23 protein-coding genes are annotated in these 26,842 nt (G+C 60.5%); 15 read left to right on the top strand and 8 right to left on the bottom strand.

Going from position 1 to position 26,842, the window contains the following annotated elements:
• Positions 1 to 2 precede the first annotated feature (2 nt).
• Together ACR1XU_RS19180 and ACR1XU_RS19175 are read left to right on the top strand one after the other, a co-directional pair.
• On the top strand, positions 3 to 929 hold the full coding sequence (locus ACR1XU_RS19180; protein WP_480909529.1) for a T3SS effector HopA1 family protein: 927 nt from the start codon (positions 3 to 5) through the stop codon (positions 927 to 929).
• Positions 926 to 2,245, top strand: a complete 1,320-nt coding sequence (locus tag ACR1XU_RS19175) for a lanthionine synthetase LanC family protein (protein WP_480909531.1) — start codon at positions 926 to 928, stop codon at positions 2,243 to 2,245. Before ACR1XU_RS19180 ends, ACR1XU_RS19175 begins: the two co-directional genes overlap by 4 nt.
• Here the strand turns inward: ACR1XU_RS19175 and ACR1XU_RS19170 are convergent, their stop codons facing one another.
• The 5 genes from ACR1XU_RS19170 to leuB all read right to left on the bottom strand — a co-directional run bounded on the left by ACR1XU_RS19170 (position 2,246) and on the right by leuB (position 9,423).
• Entirely contained in the window at positions 2,246 to 3,793 is a 1,548-nt protein-coding gene (locus tag ACR1XU_RS19170; RefSeq protein WP_480909532.1) for a trimethylamine methyltransferase family protein, read from the bottom strand.
• Positions 3,790 to 5,127 carry an MmgE/PrpD family protein gene (locus ACR1XU_RS19165; RefSeq protein ID WP_480909534.1) on the bottom strand — a complete coding sequence of 446 codons (1,338 nt, stop codon included), beginning with the start codon at positions 5,125 to 5,127 and terminating at the stop codon, positions 3,790 to 3,792. The genes ACR1XU_RS19170 and ACR1XU_RS19165 overlap by 4 nt, the downstream gene beginning before the upstream one ends.
• 68 nt (positions 5,128 to 5,195) lie before the next feature.
• Positions 5,196 to 6,680: an aldehyde dehydrogenase gene (locus tag ACR1XU_RS19160; protein WP_480909536.1), complete on the bottom strand. Its 1,485-nt coding sequence runs from the start codon at positions 6,678 to 6,680 to the stop codon at positions 5,196 to 5,198.
• A complete protein-coding gene (locus ACR1XU_RS19155) occupies positions 6,677 to 8,341 on the bottom strand; it encodes a GMC family oxidoreductase (RefSeq protein WP_480909538.1) in 1,665 nt (554 codons plus the stop codon). The genes ACR1XU_RS19160 and ACR1XU_RS19155 overlap by 4 nt, the downstream gene beginning before the upstream one ends.
• A complete protein-coding gene (gene leuB, locus ACR1XU_RS19150) occupies positions 8,338 to 9,423 on the bottom strand; it encodes a 3-isopropylmalate dehydrogenase (protein WP_480915649.1) in 1,086 nt (361 codons plus the stop codon). Before leuB ends, ACR1XU_RS19155 begins: the two co-directional genes overlap by 4 nt.
• Positions 9,424 to 9,529: 106 nt before the next feature.
• Between leuB and ACR1XU_RS19145 the strand changes: the two genes are divergently transcribed.
• Positions 9,530 to 10,405, top strand: coding sequence for a LysR family transcriptional regulator (locus ACR1XU_RS19145; RefSeq protein ID WP_480909476.1), 876 nt, complete (start codon positions 9,530 to 9,532; stop codon positions 10,403 to 10,405).
• 119 nt (positions 10,406 to 10,524) lie between these two features.
• Complete coding sequence (locus tag ACR1XU_RS19140) at positions 10,525 to 12,153, top strand: N,N-dimethylformamidase beta subunit family domain-containing protein (protein WP_480909478.1); 1,629 nt, start codon at positions 10,525 to 10,527, stop codon at positions 12,151 to 12,153.
• A gap of 30 nt (positions 12,154 to 12,183) precedes the next feature.
• Here the strand turns inward: ACR1XU_RS19140 and ACR1XU_RS19135 are convergent, their stop codons facing one another.
• Positions 12,184 to 12,708 carry a ZrgA family zinc uptake protein gene (locus ACR1XU_RS19135; RefSeq protein ID WP_480909481.1) on the bottom strand — a complete coding sequence of 175 codons (525 nt, stop codon included), beginning with the start codon at positions 12,706 to 12,708 and terminating at the stop codon, positions 12,184 to 12,186.
• 255 nt (positions 12,709 to 12,963) lie between these two features.
• On the opposite strand from ACR1XU_RS19135, the gene ACR1XU_RS19130 reads away from it, so the two are divergent.
• From ACR1XU_RS19130 to speB, 10 genes are all read left to right on the top strand, one after another.
• Positions 12,964 to 14,235: an imelysin family protein gene (locus ACR1XU_RS19130; RefSeq protein ID WP_480909484.1), complete on the top strand. Its 1,272-nt coding sequence runs from the start codon at positions 12,964 to 12,966 to the stop codon at positions 14,233 to 14,235.
• A gap of 158 nt (positions 14,236 to 14,393) precedes the next feature.
• Positions 14,394 to 14,687: a (2Fe-2S)-binding protein gene (locus ACR1XU_RS19125; protein WP_480909487.1), complete on the top strand. Its 294-nt coding sequence runs from the start codon at positions 14,394 to 14,396 to the stop codon at positions 14,685 to 14,687.
• Entirely contained in the window at positions 14,635 to 15,120 is a 486-nt protein-coding gene (bfr, locus tag ACR1XU_RS19120; protein ID WP_170806895.1) for a bacterioferritin, read from the top strand. Before ACR1XU_RS19125 ends, bfr begins: the two co-directional genes overlap by 53 nt.
• Entirely contained in the window at positions 15,080 to 16,627 is a 1,548-nt protein-coding gene (locus tag ACR1XU_RS19115; RefSeq protein WP_480909490.1) for a di-heme oxidoreductase family protein, read from the top strand. The genes bfr and ACR1XU_RS19115 overlap by 41 nt, the downstream gene beginning before the upstream one ends.
• Before the next feature lie 3 nt (positions 16,628 to 16,630).
• Positions 16,631 to 17,641: an imelysin family protein gene (locus ACR1XU_RS19110; protein WP_480909493.1), complete on the top strand. Its 1,011-nt coding sequence runs from the start codon at positions 16,631 to 16,633 to the stop codon at positions 17,639 to 17,641.
• Positions 17,642 to 17,646: 5 nt separating this feature from the next.
• Positions 17,647 to 18,732, top strand: a complete 1,086-nt coding sequence (locus ACR1XU_RS19105) for a DUF1513 domain-containing protein (protein ID WP_480909496.1) — start codon at positions 17,647 to 17,649, stop codon at positions 18,730 to 18,732.
• A 103-nt stretch (positions 18,733 to 18,835) separates the two neighbouring features.
• Complete coding sequence (gene speA / locus ACR1XU_RS19100) at positions 18,836 to 20,725, top strand: biosynthetic arginine decarboxylase (RefSeq protein WP_480909499.1); 1,890 nt, start codon at positions 18,836 to 18,838, stop codon at positions 20,723 to 20,725.
• Between the two features lie 24 nt (positions 20,726 to 20,749).
• Complete coding sequence (locus ACR1XU_RS19095; protein WP_480909501.1) at positions 20,750 to 21,961, top strand: saccharopine dehydrogenase family protein; 1,212 nt, start codon at positions 20,750 to 20,752, stop codon at positions 21,959 to 21,961.
• 81 nt (positions 21,962 to 22,042) lie between these two features.
• Positions 22,043 to 23,212 carry a carboxynorspermidine decarboxylase gene (gene nspC / locus ACR1XU_RS19090; RefSeq protein ID WP_480909570.1) on the top strand — a complete coding sequence of 390 codons (1,170 nt, stop codon included), beginning with the start codon at positions 22,043 to 22,045 and terminating at the stop codon, positions 23,210 to 23,212.
• Complete coding sequence (gene speB / locus ACR1XU_RS19085; RefSeq protein ID WP_170682161.1) at positions 23,209 to 24,051, top strand: agmatinase; 843 nt, start codon at positions 23,209 to 23,211, stop codon at positions 24,049 to 24,051. The genes nspC and speB overlap by 4 nt, the downstream gene beginning before the upstream one ends.
• A 40-nt stretch (positions 24,052 to 24,091) precedes the next feature.
• On the opposite strand, the gene ACR1XU_RS19080 is transcribed toward speB, so the two are convergent.
• Positions 24,092 to 24,694 (bottom strand): HD domain-containing protein, encoded by a 603-nt coding sequence (locus ACR1XU_RS19080; RefSeq protein ID WP_480909572.1) that lies wholly within the window; start codon positions 24,692 to 24,694, stop codon positions 24,092 to 24,094.
• Positions 24,695 to 24,793: 99 nt separating this feature from the next.
• On the opposite strand from ACR1XU_RS19080, the gene ACR1XU_RS19075 reads away from it, so the two are divergent.
• Complete coding sequence (locus tag ACR1XU_RS19075; protein ID WP_480909574.1) at positions 24,794 to 25,627, top strand: LysR family transcriptional regulator; 834 nt, start codon at positions 24,794 to 24,796, stop codon at positions 25,625 to 25,627.
• A 2-nt stretch (positions 25,628 to 25,629) separates the two neighbouring features.
• Here the strand turns inward: ACR1XU_RS19075 and lptF are convergent, their stop codons facing one another.
• Complete coding sequence (gene lptF / locus ACR1XU_RS19070) at positions 25,630 to 26,772, bottom strand: LPS export ABC transporter permease LptF (RefSeq protein WP_480909576.1); 1,143 nt, start codon at positions 26,770 to 26,772, stop codon at positions 25,630 to 25,632.
• Between the last annotated feature and the right edge of the window lie 70 nt (positions 26,773 to 26,842).

The following is a 26,842-nucleotide window of genomic DNA, read 5'->3' as shown; positions in this document are numbered from 1 at the left end:
CAATGGGTGCTGATGCGCTGGACGAGGCCTTACCTTCGGCGTTTGACGTCATTTCGCGGGTATTGGCCAGTGAACCCCTTAGGCGCGGTGATCCCACCCCCCTGACGAATGCGCTCTATCGGGACTGGTATTGTGCGGTCGGTGAAAAACCGGGCCTGAATGCAGAAGACCGCGATCTGTGCGAGTTGCTGAGAACAGCGCACGCATCCTCGCACCGATGGGAGGACGGGTGGTATGTCGCGAAAGTGTCCAGACGCGGCAAGGTTGCCGTAACGCGCGGACGCGAAAGGCGGGTGCTCCACGTGATCGATTGCCTGCCCGAAGATGGCCGTGGCGCGCGTATTCGCCCCGGCGACACCGTTTCAGTTGTGGCCCGCCGGGATTCCGAAACCATGAACCCTGGCGATTACGTCACCTTCTCGGAACCCTGGCACGCGAACCGGCACCCGATTGTCCGGGTGTACTGGAACGTAACGCCACCCGGCGCCCCTGTTCTGGTTCACGCGCTCAGTCAGGCTTTGAACGACGCATTCCCATATTTCCTTAAGTGCCCCAGACGCCCGGCCGAATATGATCGCCGGGATGCGCTTGTCCTGTATCTGCCCCGACCAGATTTCGCAAAGGCAGCCCAGGCCATCGCCGCTACCGCCAGGCGTGCATGCGACGACCTGTGTGATCCGGTTCCCCCCCTTACCAGAAAGCTTTGCCCCGGGGTCAGCGTGGCCGACGACCCGGCAGCACGGGGTGAAAGCTTTGGGTCGTCCCGATGCGCGTTGGTGGCGCGGGGTGTCCTGCAATGCGTTGATCGCGGTGTCGATCAGCCCGCGGACTGGGTCAAATCCGTGCGCGCCGTATTCTCGTCCGAAGGCATCGCACCGGATCGGCCATGGGCCGAAGCTGCCGACAGCCCAGAGTACGCATTGCCGTGAGAAAACTGGACCCATCACCCCCGCCTTCCGGCGGCGACCAGGGCCCGGCCTTTCTTGGGGTCGCTACTGCTATCGCGGATCAACTGGTGCGCGATGCTATCCGGGACGGCGATTGCTGCACCTGGCTTGGGTATGAAATGGATCTGGCCGACGGGGAATGGCGGTCCGTTTACCAGACAATCGACGAATCCCTTTACGGCGGACTGGCCGGGGTTGCGCTGTTCCTTGCGGAGATGTGGCGGCAGACCCGCAATCCAGACTACGCCAACACCGCATCAAGCGCAGCCAACGGCGCCATGCACCTGATACGTGAACGGCGCTACGTCACACCGCACGGATGGTACGGCGGCCTCATCGGCACTCTGAGCACCGTTCGGTCCGTGTACGACATGCTGCCAGAAACGGAGATGGCAGACGATACGAGTCTTCTGCACGAAGTTCTGACGGCGGCGCCCCCACAGGATGGCAGCTTTGACCTGATCGCCGGGCCATCGGGAACGATTGCGGGCTTGCTGACACTGCACGGCTCGGAGTCCGGCGATAATATCTTGCGCGCCTGTCACCTCAATGGCGAATGGCTGTTGGACCGGGCGCAGCCCGGACCTGGTATCGGGTTGTCCTGGCAGGAAGAAAATGCGGAAACATCACACGCCTTTCCACATTGCGGCCTTGCACACGGTGCCTCTTCCCCAGCGCTCGCGCTGCTGGAGCTTTGGGCCGCGACCCGGGACGAACGTTATCGCAAAGCCGGTTTCCGCGCCTTTGAGTACGAGCGGCAATGGTTCGATCGCCACCAATGCGGCTGGCCCGATCTGCGCGATGTCAGGGCCGATCAGGCCGGTGACCCCAAAGCGATGGTTTACCCCACCTACTGGTGTTACGGGGCGGGCGGCATCGCATTGTCGCGGCTTCGGGCCTGGCAATTGACCAGCGACAAGACAGCCCTTGCAGAAGCCAACGCCGCCATCTTCGCCTGCAAACGACGGGCGCGGCAGGCACTGACCACCGAACGCGCCGGTTTCGAAGTAAACGCAAGCGTTTGCCATGGCCTTGGAAGTATCGTCGAACCCCTGATCTACTCATCTCAGCTCCGCCCTGATCCCGAGGCAATAGCCCTGGCCCGCGAACTTGGTCTGGCAATGCGACCCCCTGCAAACGAGGAATGGAGATGCGGCCTGGTCGAAGGCGGTGAAACACCAGGCCTGATGCTTGGTTTGGCGGGGATCGGGCGCATGTATCTGGGCCTCAGCGACCCAGGCCGGTTCCGGCCATCCGGCCTTGTATTGCCTGCGCCCGAGCGCGGGGATTCGGCCTGATCAACCCTTGGCGTGTCCCAGCCGGCGAATGGGAAACCGCGCGCGGATTTCCGCGTCCAGCCGAACCGGGATATGACCGGGGTCGGGGGCCGCCAGCAATTCGCGGGTACGCTGCCGGGCCCGTTCCAGCAGATCCTTATCTGTCGCCGCCGCCCATTCCTGTGGCGTGCGCCGGTCCGCCATCGCCGGATAGTAATAGTCGCTTTCCATCCGGTTCAGCGTCTGATCATGCGCTAGAAAATGTCCCGGCCCTCCGACACAGACATCGCGGATGGTTTCAAGGGACAACGTGTCTTCCGAAACCTCGAACCCGCGCGTTGCGCGCATCACCGAACCGATCATGTCATTGTCGAGAACAAAGCTTTCCAGCGAACAGCCCAGAAGCGAACCATACATCCCTGCCGCCTCGTAGATCAGGTTGGCACCCGACAGCGCGGACAACAGCTCGGTACAGCCCTTTTCATATCCGGCCTGAAAGTCCGGCATCTTGCTATCGGTCATCCCTGCGCTGACTGCGCAGGGAATGTCATAAAACCGCGCCATCTGTGCACAGGCCGCCATCAGCAGCCCCTGTTCCGCACTGCCGCCCGACATCGCACCGGTACGCAGATCACTGACAAAGGGTAAGGCTCCAAAAGTGGCCGGATGACCGGGATTCAGCAGATTGACATATACCAGCCCTGCCAGCACCTCGGCGGTCTGCTGGGCAACCGCCCCGGCTAGCGGTGCGGGGCTGGTGGCGCCCGCCTGCCCCGCCGAAACCAGCTTTAACGGAATGCCATGGCGCGCGGCAGTCGCGATGACTTCCAGCGCCTCTTCGGCAAAAGTCAGCGGCGGCACCACAAAACAGGTTGAGATACAAAGCGGCGGCCGTGCCCGCAGCGCCTCGGGACCGCCGGTGATCATCGTCAGCATACCGACGGCCTCTTCCAGAACGGCTGCCGAACCGAATGAGGTGCCAACCGGCTTGGCCGCTCCCTTTAGGCATGCGTAAAGCGTGTTCAGATCCATCTCGCGCGGGTCCGTGATGTCCCGCGCCACCACGGTGCGCTGGAACATGTGGATGTTGGGCAGCGCTTCGGCCAGCCGCGCCATATCGTAAAGATCGCGCAAGGTCGTGTCGCGGATCTGACCGGTTTCGCTGTCGATGATATGAACCGCCGCCCCCGACGTGCCGAAATGCGTTCGCGCACCTGACGGGTCCAAATCATGCTCGGGCCGCTGGCCAAACAGGGGAAACCCGCGGCCGGCGGTTTCCAGGACCCGCCGCACCATAGGTTCGGGAAACAACAGCCGCCTGTCCGTGGTCAGGGACCCACCAGCAGCACAGACCGTGTCGATGCAGTCCCGGGTCGCCCCCTTCAGCCCGATTTCCCCAAGAATACGCATCGCCGTGGTATCGATCAGCGAAAGTTCCCGGGCCGAAAGTGCGGCGAACTTTCCGCCTTCGATCCCCGGCCAGATCGCCTCGGTCACGCCCATTCCCGCGCCATCCTGCCTTGCGTGCCTGCGGGCGGCGCGTCCGCCGTTGCGTTTACGTGCAGTCATTGATCGATCCTGTCAAAAAAACTGGCAACGTTGTCCGCCTGCGGCCAGTTGAGTGCAGTCTTGTAACTGTCCTCAGGCAATCCAGTCAGACCAGAAAACTTGTCCGCCAACTGGTCAGGCGTCATTGGGTTGGATGGATGACCCAGAGGGGCGGCGCAGGTGGCCTGGACAATCTCGCCACTTGTCAGTTCAACCCTGAGCCTGTCTGGCTGATCCGGGTCATAATTCAGCGCCGGGTTTTTGGCCTGTTCTGCCTTGACGGTGGTCAAATCGATCAACCGGGCAACTTCGGGGTCGGCCCAGAACGCATCCGCGCTGTCGCGCAGCGATAGCTGTCCCTTTGCCAGAACTTGCGCAACACAGGCCGGAGCCGAAAACAGGGCTTCGGTACGCGATGCCGGGCGATCGAATGGCAGGATTTCATAGTGGAAATCCGGCATGAATGCCTCGATGGCCGTAATCCCATGCACGCCCCCGGCCAATCGCGAACGGATTTCCACCGCCGCAGTCATCAGGCGGTGCGTGTATCCGCACGAGGGCCAGGGTTTCAGGATCAGCCCATAATCGGACAGAGCCCAGTCCCGCCCCAACCGCGACATGACGCCTGAGAAGCGTTTCGCATCATAGTCACTCAGAAGCCCTGCAAACCCGCGTTCGTTGTCCATTACATGCGGTTGCCCCGTCAGGCCCTGGGCTGCCAGCAAGGCGGCCTCAACACCGTTGCGGGCGGCCCAACCGGCCTGCAAGGGCTTGGCGTTGGACCCGAATTGCCTTGTGTAGCCCGCCGCCTGCGACACCGCGAAAGACAGGGCATGCACTGTCTGGCCCGCCGACAGCCCCAACAACCGCGAAACCGCCCCGGCGACACCGATGACACCCAGCGTGGCCGTGGAATGAAACCCACGTGCATAATGCGCCAATGACACCGCTTTACCCAATTGCATGATGATTTCGGCCCCCACGGCATAGGCCGTCATCAGGTCCTTTCCGGAAACCGGGGTCAGATGCGCGGACGCCAGCAAGGCGGGCAGCAGAACAACAGTCGGGTGGGTATTTCCCGGCTCTTCCCAGTCATCCAGATCCCAGGCATGGCCCGCGACCCCGTTTACCAGCGCGGCAACCGGGGCCGACAGGGTCTGATCCGCACCGTAAACACGGACCGGACCGGGCGCGACCAAGGCCAACGCCGCCCGTGTTTGACGCGCCACCGCACTGTTCGCGCCAGCCAGTATGCACCCGAAACAATCGACGACCGCCGGGGCAGTCTGCGCCTGTACAGACGGGTCCGGGCGGGCCGCAACCGCAAATTGCGCAAGTGTTTCAATGGCCGTCACGGTGTACCCCCTTTCGGCTGAGTGGACCCGGAAAGCAGCGTCATCCAAATGCTCAACCTCGCACCCACTCAATCCGCGAAAGGATCAGGTTGATGCGGGTTCGTCGACAGCCAGACGGATTTGGTCTGCATGAAGCAGCGCATCCCTTCCCAGCCGTTTTCGCGCCCGTAGCCTGATTGTTTCATGCCTCCAACCGGCGACTGGGTGGCTGCGTTGAAGTAGTTGTTGATATAGACGGTCCCGGCCTCGATCCGGGACGCCACCCGCATCGCGCGTGCGACATCGCGGGTCCATATCCCGGCGGCCAGCCCGTAAACCGTATCATTGGCGATGCGAATGGCCTCGGGCTCCTCGGTCCAGGCTTCGGTGCTGACAACCGGGCCAAAAACTTCGTTTTGCGCCAGATCGGCAGAGTTCGGGACATCGGAAAAGATGGTGGGACCGATATAATAGCCCTTGTCCCGGCAGGCCGTGCGTCCGTCCAGTCGCAGGTTGTGACCGGCCTCCTCAGCGGCGGCGATCCGGCTCAGAACAGATTCATAATGTGGCCGGTTGGCTATTGGTGCGATCTGGGTTGCGGGATCAAGCGGGTCGCCGACCCGCGCCTTTTTCACGACATCCACCAGGCGGTCGGTGAATTCTTCGATCACTTCGGCATGCACCAGCAGGCGCGAGCCGGAAATGCAGCTTTGCCCGCCGGGTGGAAATATCCCGGCAGCCACGCCATTCACCGCCAGTTCCAGATCCGCATCCGGAAACACGATTTGCGGCGACTTGCCGCCCAGTTCCATCACCACCGGTTTGACCTGTTGCGCAGCCGCGATTGCTGCGGCCCGCCCGCCAGCCGTGCCGCCGGTAAAACTGACCATGCGCACATCCGGGTGTTCGATCATCGGTTTGGCGGTTGTCGGCCCATAACCTGTGACCACATTCAGAACCCCGGGCGGCAGATCGGCCTCGAGCAAGATGTCCATCAGCTCAAGCGTCGAACAACTGGAATGCTCCGAAGGTTTGATCACAACGGTATTTCCCGCCGCCAGACAAGGCGCAAGCTTCCAGATCAGCGTACCCAACGGAGAGTTCCACGGCAGCACCTGTGCCACCACACCGAACGGCTCCCATGTCATGTAGTTGTGGATGTCCGGTGCCTCGGCCGGTATCACACGGCCTTCGAACTTGTCGCACATGCCTGCGTAATAATGCCAACTGTCGACCTGCCACTGACCCGGTTGCAAGCCCGGCGTGATCATGGAAGGCAGCTTGCCGTTGTCCTGTGTCTCAATCACCCCAAGACGCTCGGCGTGTCGGGAAATCACGTCCCCGATCCGGCGCAGCACCCGCCCGCGTTCGGCGGGCTGCATTCGTCCCCAGGGTCCGTCGTAAAATGCCTTTCGCGCCGCCTCGACCGCTCGGTTCACATCTGTTTCGCGGCAGTCCGGTACACGGGCCCATACTTCTCCGTTGGCGGGGTTTTCGCTGTTGATATATGCGCCGCCCGCCGGGTCGTGCCATTGGTTGGCGGTAAAGTGCCGAAAGGTCCGAATATTGCTCATGACGCGGTCTCCATTGGATGTTCAGCGGGAAGAGGTGCCCGGCCAAGGATCATGTCGGCGGCTTTCTCGGCCATCATCACAACGGTTGCATAAAGGTTTCCGGTGATCTGAGCGGGCATGGCCGAGGCATCGCAAACCCGCAGCCCCTCAACCCCGTGCACGCGCAGTTGGGAATCCAGCACATCACCCATCCGGGCAGTGCAGCACAGGTGATGGCCGGTATAGGCGGTTCTTCGGATGGCATCGGTAATCTGCGCATCGGTTTTGGCCCCAAGCCACGGGCCGATTTCACCCGTCAGATATTGCGCGATCTGGGGTTGTGCCATCACCTCGCGCATCGCGGAAACGCCACGCTTCAGACACTCCAGGTCGCGGGGGTCGGCGAAGTAATTGGGGTCGATGACCGGGTGCAGAAGAGGGTCCGGGCCGGACAATCGAACCGTACCCTCCGAGATCGGGCGTTCCAGATTGATGTCGATCTGCACACCAGGCCGCGCCATCTTTCGCCCACGCACCAGTAACTTGCGGCCTAATCGGTTCAGCAACGGCACAGTTTCATGCGCACCGTCACCCAGGTTTTCCTCAACCACCATCGGGGTCATGTGCACCTGAAGCTCGGGCCATTTGGGGTCGTCGAAGGCGTGAAACAGCACTGTCGAGAAAAAAGCGCCGCCCCCGGGGCCCGATCCGTTCAGCAACCATCGTCCCATCAGCAGAGCTGCCCTGTCCAGACGCTGATGTTTGGCGTGGCTCAGGTCCGCGCGGTCGGATCCGAACTGCATCGACACATTCGGATGATCCGAAAGATGCGCGCCAACCGAGGGCAGGTCGGCCAAAACCTCGATATCATGAAACCGCAGATGATTTGCCGGTCCAATCCCCGACAACATCAGCAACTGCGGCGTCCCGATGGCGCCCTGACACAGGATCACTTCGCGCTCTGCCCGGATGACCTCACCCGTCAAGGTCAGCAGTCCGACGGCACGGCAGTCTTCGGTGACAACCCGCACAACATGAACGCCAGTGCGGACGGTCAGGTTCTTTGGCCGGGATTTCAGGTAGGCAATCGCCGCCGACTGCCGGACGCCTTTGGCAACCGTGCTGTCATTGCGCGCCACACCTGTTCTGTGCGGACCGTTCAGATCGTCCAGTTCGCGATGCCCGGCGGCTGCCGCCGCCGCGATAAACGCCTGCTCCATCAGGCCGAAATTGCGCGCCGGTTCCGTCTTCAGGGGGCCATCCGCGCCATGCCAGGCATCCCGTCTGTCACGGGCACCTTCGGCCCGGCGGAAATAAGGAAGGACCTCGGCGTAAGACCAGCCCGCCAGCCCCTTCTGCCGCCACAGATCATAGTCCGCCGCGACACCGCGCATGTAGATCATGCCATTGACGATCGAGGACCCGCCCAGCGCCTTGCCACGCGGATAGTAAACACAACGGCCCCCCAATCCGGGCTGAGCAACGGATGTATAGCCCCAGTCCAGCCTTGGGTTGCCGAACACGAATCCGTTCCCCGCAGGCATCCGAATAAACAGATCGCGCCCCTCTCCGCCCGCCTCGACCAGACAGACCGATATGTCCGGATCTTCGGCCAGCCGCGCCGCTAGAACGCATCCGGCCGAGCCGCCTCCGGCGATGACATAATCGAACGAACCACTCATTGCGGCAACCTGTCCAGAATGGCGCCGGTCATCTCGGCGCCGGTTGCTGCGCCGCCCAGATCGGGCGTCATGATCCCGTCCCGCAATGTGGCAGAAACAGCTCTGTGCAGGTGGTTTTCAGGGTCGGGCAGGCCAAAGCTGTATTTGAACATCATCCCGACCGACAGGATCGTCCCCACCGGATTGGCGTTCCCCTGACCCGCAATGTCCGGCGCAGACCCGGCGGTGCTTTCATACATGCCAAACACCGGACCACGGGCGGGACTGGCGCTCAGACTTACCGAGGGCAGCATACCCAGTGACCCCGCGTACACAGCCGTCAGATCGCTGAGCACATCGCCCATCTGATTGCAGCACAACACGACATCAAAATCAGCAGGCCGCTGCATCAACTGATAGGCGCAATTGTCGGCGAACATGTTTTCGAATTCGACATCCGGGTATTCCTGCGCCACCTCGGTCACGACGTTGCGCCACAGTTTGTAGCTTTCCATGACATTGGATTTGTCGCAGCTGACCAGGCGCCTGCGCCGTTCGCGAGCCAACTGAAACCCACCATGTGCAAACCGGGCGACTTCGTTTTCGTCATAAGCGGTCAGGTCATAACCCTGCCGCACCCCATCGACCCGACGCTGGCCGCGTTCGCGGGCAAACATCGCACCGCCACACATTTCGCGCAGGATCAAAATGTCCGCCCTGTCGGCAACACCGGCCCGGAACGGGGTCCGGTTCATCAATCCTGCCCATGCCCGCGCGGGCCTTAGCCCCAGATAGGTCTGCAGATGGTGGCGCAGATACATCAGCCCGTCCTGGCATTCCGCGCCGCCGGATACCCGGATGTCATCCCAGTCGGGTCCGCCGACCGCGCCCACCAGAACAGCATCCGATGCCTTTGCAAGTTCCAGAACCTCGGGCGTGCAAAACGTGCCATGCACCTCCCACGAAGCGCCGTGCAGCAGCCCGTGCCTGACGCACAGCGCAATACCATATCGCTGCGCCAGCACTTCGGCCACCTGCAGTCCATAGCCCACGATCTCGGGACCGATGCCATCGCCACCCAGCGCAAGAATCGTCTTTTCCATGGAACGACCCTGATTTGGTTCCGCAAACAGATTTGCCCGCTTGCAGCGAAAGAAAAAGACGGAAATGATGAATGAATATTGTTCCTACAATGAATGATTTTGACGCATGTCCATTCCCCTGCACCAGATCAACGCCTTCGACGCCGCCGCCCGCCACCTTAGCTTTTCCCGTGCAGCCGAGGAGTTGAACGTGCTGCAACCCGCGATCAGTCGCCATGTCGCGGCGCTTGAGGCGGAACTGGGGACCCGGCTTTTTGCCCGCACCAAGCCCCGCCTGACCCTGACAGAAGACGGGGTTTTGCTGGCCAAGGCCGTGTCACAAGGATTCGGGGCCATCCGAGGCGGGCTTGACGCGGTGCGAACCCGCGCGCACGAGGACACGATCGTGGTCAGCGCAAGCATCGGTTTCACCAGCGTTTACCTGTTGCCGAGACTGGCCGGGTTTCAGGCGGATCACCCCGACACCAAGCTCCAGATTGTCACCCGGGATCAGAACCCTGACTATGATCCGGCAAAATGTGACGTCGTTATTCTTTTCGGCGAACACGGCATTCCGGGTTGCCCATCGCTGCAAATATTCCCCGAGCGCATGGTGGCCATTTGCCGCCCCGACCTGCTGCACGACGGGCAACCCTATTCCCGCGCGGCATTGGCCGGGCAAAAACTGCTGCATATGTCCGAGCGTGACCATAACGGCGATTGGGGGCGGTATTTCCAGGGAACCGGAAAGAAAGTGCCGCCACCACCCGGCCATGACACCTACCTCAGTTTCATGGTCTATCTGCGCGCCATTCAGAATGGTCTGGGCATCGGCATTGGCTGGAGGCCCTTGATTGACGAGTTTCTGGCCAACGGAACCCTTGCGCTAGCCTGTGACCACGAGCATGAAAGCAAACGCGGCTACTTCTGCTCGGTCACGGCTTTGGGGAAAACAAAAACCGGCGCCCATCTGTTTCAGAACTGGATCGCGCAGGCGGCATGATGCGCGGCCCAGTGCCCGCTGACAACAGTGTTTTCACTTTTCTGCTTGCTGGTTTCTCGCCATGATCGAACCACCGTGCAGGCACACCGGATCGCAGCAACCCGATACAGGATGGCCCCATGACCAGATCGGAAAATCCCGGCCCCGCAACAACGCCGCGCACACGCGCCAAGGCCCGCCACATTCTGGATAACTATTATATCGGACCGGCCGGAGACGGCTCAGTTCTGGAAATTTGGGGCTATACGGACCGCATGTCCTATGCACCGGGCGATCGGGTTGCGCTTCGGGTTTCGACCTCTGCCCAAAACTGGACACTGGAAATTGGCCGCGACGGGCCGGATTACGAGCCGCTGCTTCACGAAACCAACCTACCCGGCATGCACCAAACCACCCCGCCGGACTGTTCGGTGAATGGATGCGACTGGGCAGTCGCCTACGAATTCACCATCCCCGATGACTGGCGCACGGGCGGATACCTGATCACCTTCAGTGCGGAACAGGACGGCGACAGGGTCGAAGAGCATCACCTGTTTCTGCTGCGCCACGCGGCGGATCACGTGCCCGCCCCTTACGTTCTCGTCTGCGCCACCGGCACCTGGCTGGCCTACAACTGCTGGGGAGGTTCGAACCATTATCAGGGCATCACGGGCGCAGACGGTGATGCATTTTCACCCGTGGTTTCGACCCGGCGCCCCTGGACCCGTGGGTTTTGTAAACTGCCCCACGGCGCCCCGCGCGCGGTTCCCGAAGCCCCGCATGTGCCCGGTGGAATGGTACGTTACCCCTACATGGAATGGGCCTATTCCTATGGGTACTCCAAGAAATACGCCTCGGCCGGCTGGGCCAGTTACGAACGGCATTTTGCTGTGTGGGCCGAAGCGAACGGTTTTGATCTGGATTTTGCCACTCAGCACGATCTTGATGCTGACCCGGACCTGCTGAACCGCTACAAATGTGCGATTTTCGTGGGTCACGACGAATACTGGTCTGCCCCGATGCGCCACGCCGTGGACCGGTTCACGGAAAACGGCGGCAAGGTGGCGCGGTTTGGCGGAAACTTCCTATGGCAGACCCGGATCCAGGATCAGGGCCGTCAGCAGGTCTGCTACAAGTACAATGCCGATCAGGACCCTCTGGTAGGGACGGACCGGGACTATCTGGTCACATCCGCATGGGAGGTCGCCCCCACCAACTGGCCCGGCGCGCAGACCTTTGGCGCAAGCGGACTGGGGGGCGTGTATGCCAGTCTCGGACGTTGCGCGGGTCAGGGCAGTGGCGGTTTCACCGTCTATCGCCCCCGGCACTGGGCGTTTGCAGGCACTCAACTGGGTTACGGCGACCAACTGGGGGCCACCTCGCGCATTTTCGGGTACGAGGTGGATGGCGTCGACTACCGGATGGAGGATGGCCTGCCCTTTGCCACCGGAAATGACGGCACCGATCCAGAGGTCGAAATCCTTGCGCTGGGTCTGGCTACAAATGTCGAACCCGACCACGGTGTCTGGGGTGAAACCGTCTACATCGGTGACGATGATGCCAGTTTCAAAGCGCAGGCAATCTTTGGAGAGGTCACCGAAGAAACGCTGGACCGTAGCACCCGCGGCAACGGGGTGATCGTGCACTGGCACCGCGGAAAGGGTGAGGTGTTCAACGCCGCCACCTGTGAATGGGTCATGGGGCTGACCCGGCGGGATTGGCAGGTTGAACGGATCACAAGGAACGTACTGACCCGGTTCGGTATCTGAACGTCGCGGACGCCGCGGTTGCTTTGCGTGCTATTGGGTGCAGGCCAAACCGGCAATCGGGTCTGTGCGGGAAACTTCCTTTACCTGAGCAACATCGCCGCAAACAACCTGAAGCCGCAGCATCCCTGCGTTCGGAAACCTGTCGAAATACGCGAACTTTACTCGATCAAGCTGCTCTGCGTTCTGGCAAGTGATCCGATAGTCGGCAACAAATTCCATATGCCGTTCGTCACCTGCCTTGTCGCTCTGCCCCTGTGCGACGCTGGTCAGCGTTACATTCGCTGACGCGTTAAAACAGCCAGCTTCGACCGGAGGTTCAAACAACTCCAGCGGTTTGGACAGGTCCGACACGGCCCGGGCTACCAGCACGCGATCGTCGTTGTTTTCCGCCGGATGTTCGAACCCGACGATGTCCGCTTCGGGCGCGGAAAATGAGAGCTGTATGCTCGTATCGGAGTGGGTAACGATCAGTGTTCCCGTACCGTGGCTATGTGATTGAGAAATATTGGATTCTTCGGCCAGAACAACGACTGGCATCAGGGAAAATGCGACCATCGCTGCTTTCATAACCAGTGCACCGTTCAAAAAGAATCACTGGCTTTATTGTATTCCGATCCGTCAATCGCGCAATGTCAGCACCCCAACCAGACCTCGCCAGATATGGGTAGGGGGCGCGGTCGGAACATAATACGACTATTTCCGACAATAAAACTCAGGTTGACATTCCTGACTAATTAAATCAGCTATAGGCGGAACGGTGCCTGCCACAAGACACCCGAACTATTGTTTCTGACAGGAAAGAAAATCATCATGACCAAACGCTTTGCCACAGCGGGTACGTTGACACTACTTGCCGCAACTTCAGCAATTGCCGCTGATGCGCCCTCCCGGGCGGACGTTCTGAACACCTATGCCAATATCGCCGAAGCCACGTTTGAAGACAGCCTGATTGCCGCGAAATCCCTGCAAACCGCCGTCGACGCACTGATTGCCGATCCGTCCGACGCCACGCTGAACGCCGCACGCGCCGCGTGGGTCGCGGCCCGCGTGCCCTATCAGCAGACCGAAGTCTATCGCTTCGGCAACGCCATCGTCGACGACTGGGAAGGCAAGGTGAACGCTTGGCCGCTGGATGAGGGGCTGATCGACTATGTCGACGCCTCCTACGGCGGACCGACCGACGAGAATGAGTTTGCGGCGCTGAACGTCATCGCCAACCCCAGTTTCGATCTGTCCGGCAACACTATCGACGCCGCCGAAATCACGCCCGAATTGCTGAGTGAAACCCTGCACGAAGCAGACGGCATCGAGGCCAACGTCGCAACCGGCTATCACGCCATTGAATTCCTGCTCTGGGGCCAGGATCTGAACGGCCACGGCTCGGGCGCGGGAAACCGTCCTTCCACCGACTATGTGCAGGGTGACGATTGCACCGGCGGCAACTGCGATCGCCGCGCACAGTATCTGAGCGCCGCAACCGAACTGCTGGTCAGCGATCTGGACTGGATGGCCACCCAGTGGCAGTCAGGCGGTGCGGCACGCGCCGCACTGGCCGAAAGCGACAAGGCCGGTGTCAGCGCCATCCTCACCGGCATGGGCTCGCTGTCCTATGGCGAACAGGCGGGTGAGCGGATGCGCCTTGGCCTGATGCTGAACGACCCCGAGGAGGAGCATGATTGCTTCTCGGACAACACTCACAACAGCCATTACTACGACGGGCTGGGCATTCAGAACGTCTATCTGGGCAGCTATACCCGCATCGACGGCACACCAGTTTCCGGTGCGTCGCTGTCGGATCTGGTACTGGCCACCGACCCGTCGCTGGACGCTGAGATGAAGGCCAAGCTGGCCAACACAATGCAGGCGCTGGGTCGTCTGAAATCGACAGCCGAGGCAGGCTTTGCCTACGACCAGATGCTGGAACGCGGCAATGAAGGCGGTGAGGTCCTGATCATGGGCGGTGTGAACGGCCTGATCGACCAGACCAAGACCATTGAGCGTGTCGTGGCTGCGCTGGACCTGGATCAGGTCAGCATCGAAGGCTCGGACAGCCTAGATAACCCAGGTTCGGTGTTCGAATAAGACCTGTCTGGCCGGGCACCCCCTCCCGGCCTGACTGAACCGGAAGCATCTGAACGTGGGTGCTTCCGGATATCCGGATCACCGGGGTTTGATGTGAAAAGCCGCATCCGAACCCCCAACTGACATCAAAGCTCGACCGCAAAAATGGGCACATTACCATGATCATCTGCCACTGCACACATATCTCGGACCACGACATCCGCGCCGCGATCGACTGGATGCGCGCGTCTGACCCGCACACGGTGATCACGCCCGGAAAAATCTACCATGCGCTTGGGAAATCAGCGGATTGTGGCGGATGTATGCCGCTTTTTCTCGACTCGATGCGGTCCTGCGATAATCTGGAAGTCCCCATGCAACTCCGCGCCCTGCGCAGCGGAGCAACACAGGAGAGTGCAGATGAAAGGCGACCCCAAGGTCATCGAATACCTCAACAAATCCCTGCGGCATGAACTGACGGCGGTCAGCCAGTACTGGCTGCACTACCGCCTGCAAGAGGATTGGGGCCTTGGCCATATGGCCAAGAAAAGCCGCGAGGAAAGCATCGAAGAGATGGGCCATGCCGACAAGCTCATCGAACGGATCATCTTCTTGGAAGGGCATCCCAACCTGCAAAAACTCGATCCTCTGAGGATCGGCCAGACCCCGAAGGAAACGCTGGAATGCGACTTGGCGGCGGAACAGGATGCGCGAGCGCTTTATGTCGAAGCCCGGGAATATTGCCGCGAGGCGGGCGATTATGTGTCGATGTCATTGTTCGAGGATTTGATCAGCGATGAAGAAGGACATATCGACTTCCTCGAAACACAGCTCGACCTGTATGAAAGGATCGGCGAAGCCAATTATGCGCAGCTCAACGCGTCGAAAATGGACGAAGTGGACTAAACTCTGTCTTTTGTCGGTGGTCACGTGCGTGGCCACCCCCTCCCTGTCCGCCGAACTGCGTGACATTCACCTGAACTTCCAGCCCAGAACCGAGGAAGAGCGCAACCGGATCTCCGCCGTCACGGCGTTGCCCGATGATTTCAGCGCGCCGCAACGGTTCGAGGACCTGCCCGCCGGGGCGGCCACCGTGCGGGCGCGCCAGGACGCCGATGCCTTTTCACAACCCTCGGGCAATCTGAGCTTCGAGCAGGAGCTGGATTTCCGGGTCGGCAACGGGCTGTTCAGAAAGATTTGGGTCTCGTCCCCCGCATCTACATTGGCCTCGGACGGTCTGGGCCCGCTTTACAACGCCCGATCCTGTCAGCGATGCCACATCAAGGACGGGCGCGGCCATACGCCCAACGGCCCGGACGACAACGCGATATCAATGTTCCTGCGCGTGTCTGTTCCCGGTGGCCCCGACGACAGGTATTCCGAGATCGAGGATTACATCGCCACCCGTCCCGAACCGAATTACGGCGGCCAGATGCAGGACCTTGCCTTGCCCGGCCATCCGGCCGAATACCGGCTGGATATCGCATATGAGGATGTTCCCGTTGAACTGTCGGAAGGCGAAACTGCCATCCTGCGCCGCCCGACCTACGGCGCAACAGATCTGGGATACGGCCCGTTGCACCCGGACGCGATGTTCAGCCCCCGCGTGGCGCCACAGATGATCGGATTGGGGTTGCTTGAAGCCATCCCGGTCGACGATCTGCTGGCCAACGCCGATCCCGAAGATATGGATGGCGACGGAATTTCCGGACGACCGAATATCGTCTGGTCAGCGGAATTTGGTGAACCGATGATGGGCCGGTTCGGCCACAAGGCCGGAATGCCGACGATCATGGAACAATCCGCCGCCGCCTTTGCCGGTGATATCGGCATTTCCAGCCCGCTCTACCCGGCGCCGCACGGCGATTGCACTGACCGCCAGACTGCTTGCGTTGCGGCCCCCCATGGCGATCAGGACATTCGGGAATTCGAAATTGACCAGCAGGGCATGGACCTGGTTGCATTCTACAGCCAGAACCTTGGCGTTCCGGCCCGACGCGATGTGGATGATCCGCAAGTGCTGCGCGGGAAAGAGGTGTTCTACACCTCCGGCTGCGCCTCCTGCCATACGCCCGCTTTCGTCACGCACCGCATGGACGACCGGCCAGAACACAGCTTTCAGTTGATCTGGCCGTATTCCGACCTGCTGCTGCACGACATGGGCGAGGGGCTTGCAGACAACCGCCCCGAAGCCCGCGCCGATGGCCGGGAATGGCGCACCGCACCGCTGTGGGGCATTGGCCTCACCGAACAGGTGTCCGGGCATACCCAGTTTTTGCATGACGGGCGCGCCCGGTCGCTGCTTGAAGCCATCCTGTGGCATGGGGGTGAGGCGCAGGCGGCGCGGGACAGTGTTGTTTCGATGCCAAAAGCCGACCGCAATGCCCTTGTGCGTTTTCTCGAAAGTCTCTGACTCATGCGAATTCTCACCTTACTGGCTGCCCTCATACTGCCAATAGCTGTCCACGCTCAGGATCGTCAGGCTGTACTCGCGGACACGGTGCAATCCCACATCCTGCCGCGTTTTGCGCAGCTTGCGGACGCGTCCGGCACACTGAAAGCATCGTCGCAGGCGGATTGCTCAACGGACGCCCCCGATCTGCATGCGGCTTATCACGATGCCTTCGACGCATGGATTTCTGCCAGCCACCTGCGCTTTGGCCCATCGGAAACCGATGACCGCGCCTTTGCCCTGGCGTTCTGGCCCGACAGCAAGGGTTTCACGCCCAAGGCACTGTCAGTGCTGATCGCCCGGGAAGATGATGCGGTCTATTCCGCCGAAGGGTTCGCGGAAACATCGATCGCTGGACGCGGTTTCTTTGCTCTGGAGCAGGTTCTGTTCGACCCGCAACTGTCCGCGGCAGGCGCGGATGACTATCGCTGCGCGCTGGTTCGGGCCATCGCGACAGATATCGAACGGAATGCGCGGGCTATCGACAGTGACTGGCAGTCCTTTGCCGGCAAAATGGCTCGACCCGGACCCGACGGCCCTTACCGGTCCGATGACGAAGCCATGCAGGAACTGTTCAAAGCGCTGATCACCGGCCTGGAGTTTACCGCCGACACCCGCCTTGGCCGCCCCATGGGAACGCATGACCGCCCCCGCCCCAACCGGGCCGAGGCACGCCGGTCCGAACGATCCCTGCGCCATGTAGAATTGTCGCTGATCGCCTTGCACGATCTTGCCACTCATCTGTCGACTGGTCATCCCGGGATTGCCGATGATCTGGACGCCACCTTTGCAAGAGCCATAAGCCGGGCACAATCACTGGACGATCCGGCCTTTGCGGGTGTCGCCGATCCACAGGGACGCATCCGGGTCGAAGCGCTGCAACAGTCGATCAACGACATCCGCGCTATTGCCTCTACCGAACTCGGCCCGACCCTTGGCATCAGCGCCGGGTTCAACTCACTGGACGGAGACTGATCCGCATGACCACCCGCCGCCGCTTTCTGGTCGGTCTGACCGCCGCCGGTCTTGCCCCCATGAAGGGGTGGGCGTCGGTGGGCGGCCCGGACTATCTGGCTGCGGCGTTATTCCCGGATGATACGTACCGCCTGGCCGGGTTGGATGTGAACGGAACCATCCTGTTTTCCCTGCCATTGCCCGCCCGGGGCCACGCCGCCGCCGCGCATCCACACTTGCCGCAGGCGGTGGCCTTTGCCCGCCGTCCCGGTACCTTTGCCGCGGTGATTGATTGCGCCACTGGGGTGCAAATCGCCGAGTTGCAGGCCCCAAAAGGGCGCCATTTCTATGGCCACGGTACCTATTCGCGAGATGGAACAAGGCTTTACACGACCGAAAACGACTATGACGCTGGCGCGGGCATCATCGGCATCTGGAACGGCCAAGATTACACCCGGATCGGAGAGATTTCCTCGGGCGGTATCGGCCCGCACGACTTGCGCCTGATGCCGGATGGCGTTTCTTTGGTCGTCGCCAATGGCGGGATCGAAACCCATCCCGAAACGGGCCGCACCAAGCTGAACCTGCCGGTGATGCAACCCAACCTGACCTATCTTGACCTGTCCGGCGACATTCTGGAGACGGTGGAACTGCCGCGCGCGATGCACAAGAGCTCGACCCGTCATCTGGCAGTGCGCCGGGATGGCCTTGTTGCCTTTGCCATGCAATGGCAGGGCGACGCGACCGCTCACCCGCCGTTATTGGGCCTGCATCACCGTCGTCAGACGCCCAGGCTTTTGGCGGCACCCGACACCGATCAAGCCACGCTTCAAGGCTACGCAGGAAGTGTCGCGTTTTCTGCCAATGGCGAAACCGTCGCGATCACCTGCCCGCGCGGCAACGCGTTGCATCAGTTCAATGTCGCAGACGGGCGATTGGTCAGCATCCACAAGCTTGACGATGTATGCGGGTTATGCGCAGGGCCCAAGGGGTATGTCTTTACCACCGGCACCGGAGTGATCGGCAGCCTGAGCGGCATCAGCGCCAACAATTCGGCCCAACTGGACTGCCAATGGGACAACCACCTGATCCCTGTCCGGGCGTTTGGCTGAACCTCGGCATTTTCCATCGCATAGATTACACTTGGACGAATCAAACTGCTGCCGTATTGGCGGGCGCAAAACCGGCACTCCAGACGTACAAGGACTGACTTGATTGAAACATACGCCCAACGCACCGCATTCCATCTACGGGGTTGAGAAATGGGGCAAAGGCCTCATCGAGGTGACGAAGCAGGGCGAGATCGGTCTGCGCAATCCCATGGCGCCAGAGGCTGCGGCAATCAGCCTGCCCGGCATCCTGAGCGACCTTGAGGAACGCGGCATCAGGGCCCCGATGCTTTTGCGTATCAGTTCCTACCTGGAAAACGAGATCGCTCATATCAATGAAAGCTTCCGGGATGCGATTGCCCGTACCGGGTACAAAGGGCACTATCGCGGTGTCTTCCCGATCAAGGTGAACCAACAGGCGCAGGTCGTGGACCGGATCGTCGAGTTCGGGAAGAAGTACAATTACGGCCTGGAAGCCGGATCGAAACCCGAACTGGTGATCGCGCTTGCCCATCGTCTGGCCAGCGAAGCACTGATCGTGTGCAACGGCGTCAAGGATGCCGAGTTCATCCAACTGGCGATCCTCAGCCGCAAGATCGGCTTCAACACGGTCATCGTGCTGGAAAGCCCGAAAGAGGCCGACACGGTGATCGAGGTCTATAACGAACTGGGCATCGAGCCCCTGATCGGTGTCCGGGTCAAACTGACCAACCAGATCAGCGGCAAATGGGAAGAAAGCTCGGGCGACCGGTCCGCCTTTGGCATGAACACCGATCAGCTGGTCGCTACTGTCGACAAACTGAAAGCGGCCGGTCTGCTGCATTGCCTGAAGCTGCAGCACTCGCATCTCGGATCTCAGGTGCAGGACGTCAACGACGTGCGCCGCGCCGTGGGCGAGGCTTGCCGCTATTACACCGAGCTGACGCGCGAAGGTGTACCGCTGACCCATCTGGACCTCGGCGGCGGCATGGGTGTGGACTATACCGGCGAAAAGAAAGCCGCCGAGAACTCGATCAACTACACGGTCGAGGAATACTGCGCCAATGTCGTCGAAACCGTGGCCTACGCGATGGATGAGGCCGAAGTGGCCCACCCGACTCTGGTCACCGAAAGCGGTCGCGCTGTGGTGGCAACCTCGTCGATGCTGCTGTTCAACGTGCTGGAAAGCACGCTCTACGACGCGCCCAACGGGCCCGAGGTGGAACCCGATGACCACCATATGGTATCGGACCTGGCCGCTGTGTCCAGTTACCTCAGCAGCGACCGGTTGCAGGAATGCTGGAACGACGCCACCTTCTATCGCAATGAACTGCGTGCCCTGTTCCGGCGCGGCTATGTCGACCTGCGCCAGATGGCCCGGGCCGAGCGCATCTACCTGTCGCTGATGACCCGCCTCAAGGCGCTTGCGGCCAGCGACGATCTGGAAACCGATGTGGACGACCAGCTTGAGAAAGTGGCTGATATCTACCACTGCAACTTCTCGCTGTTCCAATCCCTGCCCGATGTCTGGGCCATCGACCAGTTGCACCCGATCGTCCCGCTGCAGGGTTTGAACGAAACACCGGACCGCCGCGCGGTCCTGTCCGACATCACCTGCGACAGCGACGGCAAGATCGACCGCTTCATCCTGGCCGATGGTGTCTCTCCCAGCCTGCCGGTGCATTCGCTGCCTGAAGAAGACGAATACTACATGGGCGTCTTCTTCGTCGGCGCCTATCAGGAAACGCTGGGCGATCTGCACAACCTGTTTGGTGATACCAACGTCGTCACCATCGACCTGCGCGCTGACGGCGGCTTCGACCTGCTGCACGAGCAGGAAGGCGACACCATCTCCGAAGTTCTGTCCTATGTCGAGTTTGACCCCGGCGATTGTGTCGCTGCCTTCCGCAAAATGGTGGACGAGGCGATCTCGACCGGTACTCTGAAAGCCAAGGACCGCAAAACCCTGATGAGCGCCTACCGCGACTCGATCAACGGCTACACCTATTACGAATAACCCCCTGTGAGAGGAGAAAACCCCATGGGCAAAACACTGGTTGTCGGCGCAGGCGGCGTATCCCACGCCGCCGTGCACAAGATGGCGATGAACTCGGACATCTTCACCGAAATCACTCTGGCCAGCCGCACGAAATCGAAATGCGACGCCATCGCCAAATCGGTGAAAGAGCGTGTGGGCGTTGATATCGCCACCGCAGAACTGGACGCCTACAAGGTCGAAGACACGGTCAAGCTGATCAAGGAGACCGGCGCGGAAATCCTCGTGAACCTCGCCCTGCCCTATCAGGATCTGGTTCTTATGGATGCATGTCTTGAGGCCGGTATCCATTACCTCGACACCGCGAACTACGAGCCCGAGGATGAGGCCAAGTTCGAATATCACTGGCAGTGGGCTTATCAGGAGCGGTTCAAAGAGGCTGGCCTGACCGCCATCCTCGGCTCGGGTTTCGATCCGGGTGTGACCAGCGTCTTTGCCAAGTGGCTCAAGAAACACAAGCTGGACACCATTCGTCAAATCGACGTTCTGGACGCCAATGGCGGCTCGAACGATCAGGAATTCGCCACCAACTTCAACCCGGAGATTAACCTTCGCGAAGTATTGGCCGAAGTTCGCCACTGGGAAGGTGGCGAGTGGAAGCACTCGCCGGCGATGACAAACAAGGTCGAGTTTGACTTCCCCGCCATCGGCCCCAAAAACATGTACCTGATGTATCACGAGGAACTGGAGTCGCTGTCGACTCACTTCCCCGAGATTGAGCGCGCCCGCTTCTGGATGACCTTCGGTGACGCCTATATCACCCACGCCAAAGTGCTGGAAAACGTCGGCATGACCCGTATCGACCCGGTGATGCATGACGGCAAGGAAATCATCCCGATCCAGTTCCTAAAAACCCTGTTGCCCGATCCCGGCGATCTGGGCGCGGAAACCAAGGGCAAAGCCTGTATCGGCGACATCGCCACGGGTCAGGCCAAGGATGGCTCGGGCGAGAAGACCTATTACATCTACAACATCTGCGACCACGAAGAATGCTACCGCGAGGTTGGCAGCCAGGCTGTCAGCTACACCACCGGTGTCCCTGCCATGATCGGCGCGGCACAGGTTCTGAAAGGCAACTGGACCGAGCCGGGCGTCTGGAACATGGAACAGCTCGACCCGGATGATTTCATGGACATGCTGAACAACCACGGCCTGCCGTGGCAGGTCCATGAACTCGACGGCCCCGTCGAATTCTGATCTGGTCTTCATCTTTTCCCAAATACTCCGGGGGTCCGGGGGCAGCGCCCCCGGCCTCTCCACCCCAAGGAGACGCCGGTTATGTCCGACATGATGACCACACAAGCCGGGGATGCCGGAGCCTTCCGCAATTTTGACCTGAGCCGTGTGCCGACCCCCTGCTTCGTGGTCGATGAAAAGGCCGTCGAACGGAACCTGAGCATCCTCGCCGATATCGGCACCCGCTCGGGCGCACATGTGCTGAGTGCTCTGAAAGCCTTCTCGATGTTCTCGCTCGCCCCGCTGGTGCGCCAATATCTCGGCGGCACCTGCGCCAGCGGCACCTTTGAGGCTCGGCTGGGCCGCGAAGAATACGGTGGCGAGGTCGCCACATTCTGCGCCGGGTACAAGGACGCGGATATCGACGAGATCCTGTCACTGTCCGACCACATCATCTTCAACTCTCCTGCGCAAAAGGATCGGTTTCTCGCCAAGGCACAGGCTGCGGGCGTTCAGGTCGGCCTGCGCATCAACCCGGAACACTCCGAGGGTGAAATTCCGAAATACGATCCCTGCGCCCCCTGTTCTCGGCTGGGAACGCCCGTCAGCCAGCTCACCTCGGAAACCCTGACCGGGGTTGATGGCCTGCACATGCACACGCTCTGCGAGCAGGGATTCGAGCCGCTGCAGCGCACGTGGGACGCCGTCGAACCGAAACTCTTGCCGTTCATGGGGCAACTCAAATGGCTGAACTTCGGCGGCGGGCACCATATCACCCGCGACGACTATGACCGCGACGGGCTGGTCGCTTTCATCAAGGGCATCCGCGAAACATATGGCATCGATGTCTATCTTGAACCCGGCGAAGCCGTCGCACTGGATGCAGGTGTTCTGATTGGCGAAATCCTCGACCTGCCGACCAATGGCATGAACCTTGCGATCACCGATATCTCGGCCACCTGCCATATGCCCGACGTGATCGAAGCCCCCTATCGTCCGGCTCTGATGGATGAAGCCGAGGCTGGCCACACCTACCGTCTGGGCGGCCCGTCCTGTCTGGCGGGCGACGTGATCGGCGACTACACATGGGATAAGCCGCTGGAGATCGGGCAGCGCTTCGCCTTCCTGGACCAGGCCCATTACTCGATGGTCAAGACGAACACATTCAATGGCGTGCCGCTGCCTACCATCGCGCTGTGGAACAGCGAAACAGACGAACTGAAAATCATCAAAAAGTTCGGCTATGAAGACTTTAAGGACAGACTCTCATGAGCATTTTCCTCGACAGTGAACTGACCGCCTCCGAGCGCACTGAAGATGCGCGGTTCCACGTGATCCCGGTGCCGCTGGAGCGCACGGTGTCCTATGGCTCGGGCACGGCCAAAGGGCCCGAAGCAATTATCGAGGCCTCAAATGAGCTGGAGCGGATCGTCGGCAGCGCTGAACCCTGCCTGCAGGGCATCTTCACCGAGCCGCCATTGGATTGCGATGCCTCGCTGCCGGAAATCATGGAACGCCTGGCCCAACGCACCGAAGCCGCAGTGCGCGCGGGTAAGGTGCCGGTGACGCTGGGTGGCGAGCATTCGCTCAGCTACGGTGCAGTCATGGGCGTCGCCCGTGCGCTGGGTCAACCAATCGGTATCGTTCAGGTGGACGCGCATGCCGACCTGCGCAACGCCTATCAGGGCGAAAAACACTCCCACGCCTCGGTCATGCATCTTCTGGCCGAAGAAGGCATCCGCCTGGCCCAGTTCGGCGTTCGTGCCTTCTGCAAAGAAGAGGCGCAGAGCCGTGTACAAAACAACGTTTTTCACGTCGATGCCGAAGAACTGGTGACCGACAACATCCACGCCATCGACCTGCCCGAAGACTTCCCGGAACTGGTTTATGTCAGCTTTGATGTTGATGGACTGGACCCGGCGATCATGCCGGCAACCGGAACCCCTGTACCCGGTGGGCTGGCCTATTACCAGGCGCTGCATCTGGTGGAACACGCGTTGAAGGGGCGAAAATGCGTCGGACTCGATGTGGTCGAACTGGCCCCCGATGGCAATGCCGCATGGGATTTTACCGCCGCGCAGATCGTCTATCGTCTGATGGCAAGCTGCTGATCGGTTCAGGCGGGCCACTCAGGCCCGCCTTTCATTTTTCTTAATCAGTCTTGCCGTCGTCCGCCGTCTCGTTCAATTCCATGTGGCCTTCTCCCTTGTTCAGAACCCGGCGCAACATGGGTTCAAAGAACTCCAGCGGTTTGGTCGGGTAATCGGGGTCGAAGGCGCACTGGTCGTATTCGTGGCAGAAATACCGGCAGTCTTCCCAGTACGGGCTGTCACGATACTTGTCGCGGGCGTTGCGGTCGCCACCCAGGAAGTGGTTGTAATAATACCCCTGAAACACGCAGTGATGCTTGAGAATCCAGTAGGTTTTTTCGCTGACATAGGGCTTCATCATCGCCGCTGACAGCTCACCATGGTTGTAGGGGGACAGGATATCGCCCGTATCATGCACCAATGCAGCGATGACGATCTCTTCGTCGGCCCCGTCGTTATAGGCACGGGTCGCGGCCTGCAGGCTGTGTTGATAACGGTTTACAGGATAGGGCGTCCACTCTTCATCGAGCGAGCGGATTGCATCCAGAATGCGATCCGGCAGGGCCGCGTTATAGGCGTCTTCGTAGTCCATTACCGCAAGAAAATCTTCCTTGGTGGTGTTTTCGAAACTGGTCCAGGTGGGTTTGTGGCTTTTGTCCAGCATGGCGCGTCCTTTGGCTGAAGTTGCGCATCATGATAGTGCAATCCCTGTGGCCAAAAAAATGAATTGATTTTATCGGTTCGATCAAAAAATACTTTCGGCATGCAGATCAAAGCGCTCGAAACATTTCTGTGCGTTGCCGAGGTCGGAGGCTTTCACGCCGCGGCCCGCAAGCTGAACGTGACCCAGACCGCGGTCAGTGCGCGTATCCGCGCGATTGAAGATGAAACGGGAAAGCAACTGTTCAATCGGGGCGCGGGTGGCACCACACTGACTGATTTCGGGCGGCAATTCCGCCCTTACGCCGAACAGATGCTGTCGCTTTGGTCCTTTGCTTCACACGACCTGCCGTCTCAATCCCAGAACCGCATCGCCTTGCGACTTGGCGCGCAGCTGAGCATCTGGGATCCGTTGCTGGTTGATCTGGCCGTGCGATTCGAACGGCAGTCCGGAAAACTGTTGCTGACGCTAAACTATGACCACGATCTGAACATGGTCGACGCTGTCGCGACGCATGTTCTGGATGCCGCCCTGACCCATGAGAAACCGGCCGATCCGCGCGTGGTGTTCCACGACCTGGGCACCGAGCGTCTGATACTTGTCCGAACCCATGGCACGGCCGACACCGGCCAGGATCTGGTATTTGTCAATTTGGAATTGGGTGAAGTCTATCAGGACCACGTGAGATCCGTGGCCCGACAGGCGCCGGGGCAGACGATTTTTCTTGGCAATTGCACGATGGCGCTGCGCTATGTGTTGCGCCGGGGCGGAACCGGGTATTTCCCGCGCTATGTCATCGAAGACCACCTGCGATCACAGGAACTGATCCCGATCGAGGGGGCACGCGACCTGTTACTGCCGCTCTATCTGGTGACCCGCCGTGATGGCGCGGGCATCGACGATATCCTGAGCTGCCTTGCCGATCTTCGCGGCTGAACTCAGGTACCTGCCTGCGGCATTGCCTGGTTTTCGGTTCGCCGCATCACGACAAGCGGCCGGCCCGCAACAAACAGGAACATGCAGGAAATCAGGATGCCCCCGAAGGCCGGCAGATACAGCATCGGCCACAGGGCAGGATCGGCGATGACAATGGGAGAGATAAATCCGCGAACACCCTCCAGCAGAATAAGGATGGTGAAAGCCCCGAATATCTGTGGCCAAAGGCCAAACCGCGAGAAACTGCCCAGCATCAGGGTGGAATACCCCGCCATCGCGACAGCAATACAGATCGCGATCCAAGAGAACCGCTGGTGCAGCTCCTCGATCATCTCACCCTGGCTGAATCCTTCCGCTGCCGAGATTGCGTCCCGGTCATTGAGCAACTCGATTGTCGGAACCGCTTCGAGGCTGCGGTCGTTCATGCCGCGCGAACTGGTCAACCCGGATATGTCGTAAGACGCGTCCTGAAACAGGGTCGAAGACAACGTCCGGCCTTCACGGTCCAGGCGCAGCGCGATCCCGTCCAGCATCACAAGATGCAGACCCGCATCATTGTTTACCAGATACGCCGTCTTGCTGGAATAGCTGGCCGAGTTCAGTTTGTCGCGACGATCGGAAACAAACACTTCGTGCAAAGTACCGTCCAGATCAATGCTGCCGATATAGACCGTCACCGAAGTGGCCGGGTGCAGAAATTCACCCTCGTTCAGCAATTGCGCGGTGACGTCCCCGGCGACTTCGGCCTGTCGCTGCTCAAGCTGATCGACGGATGCGGGGCGCAGGAATATGCTTATGACCGCCATCATCAGCCCGGCAATGACACCAAAAACCAATACTCCGCGCGCCAGCCGCCACGGGCTTGACCCGGTGGCCAGCATCACCGTCATCTCGCTTTCCCGACTCAGCCGGTTGGTGGCGTAAACTGCGGCAGCAAATACGGCCATTGGCATCACCGTGCGGATCAGCGTCGGCAGTGTCAGGGCCGTAAATTCAAGAAACACCATGGCCGACTGACCACCGCTGATTACCCGGTCAAACAGGCTGACTGATCGGGTAATCCAGAAGACGCCAACCAGAACCAGAGTGAAAAATCCGAACAGCACCAGCAACTGCCGCAGGAAGTAACCATCGAAACGCGACATGTATCCCCATCCCGGTGCGTTCTGTCTGCACCGGACAATAGGCCATTCATTCGCCAGAGGGAACAGCGAT

This window comes from Ruegeria sp. D1(2025), from assembly GCF_056536425.1.
The sequence above is the reverse complement of the archived record's forward strand: the minus strand, read 5'-3'. Positions and strand labels throughout refer to the sequence as shown.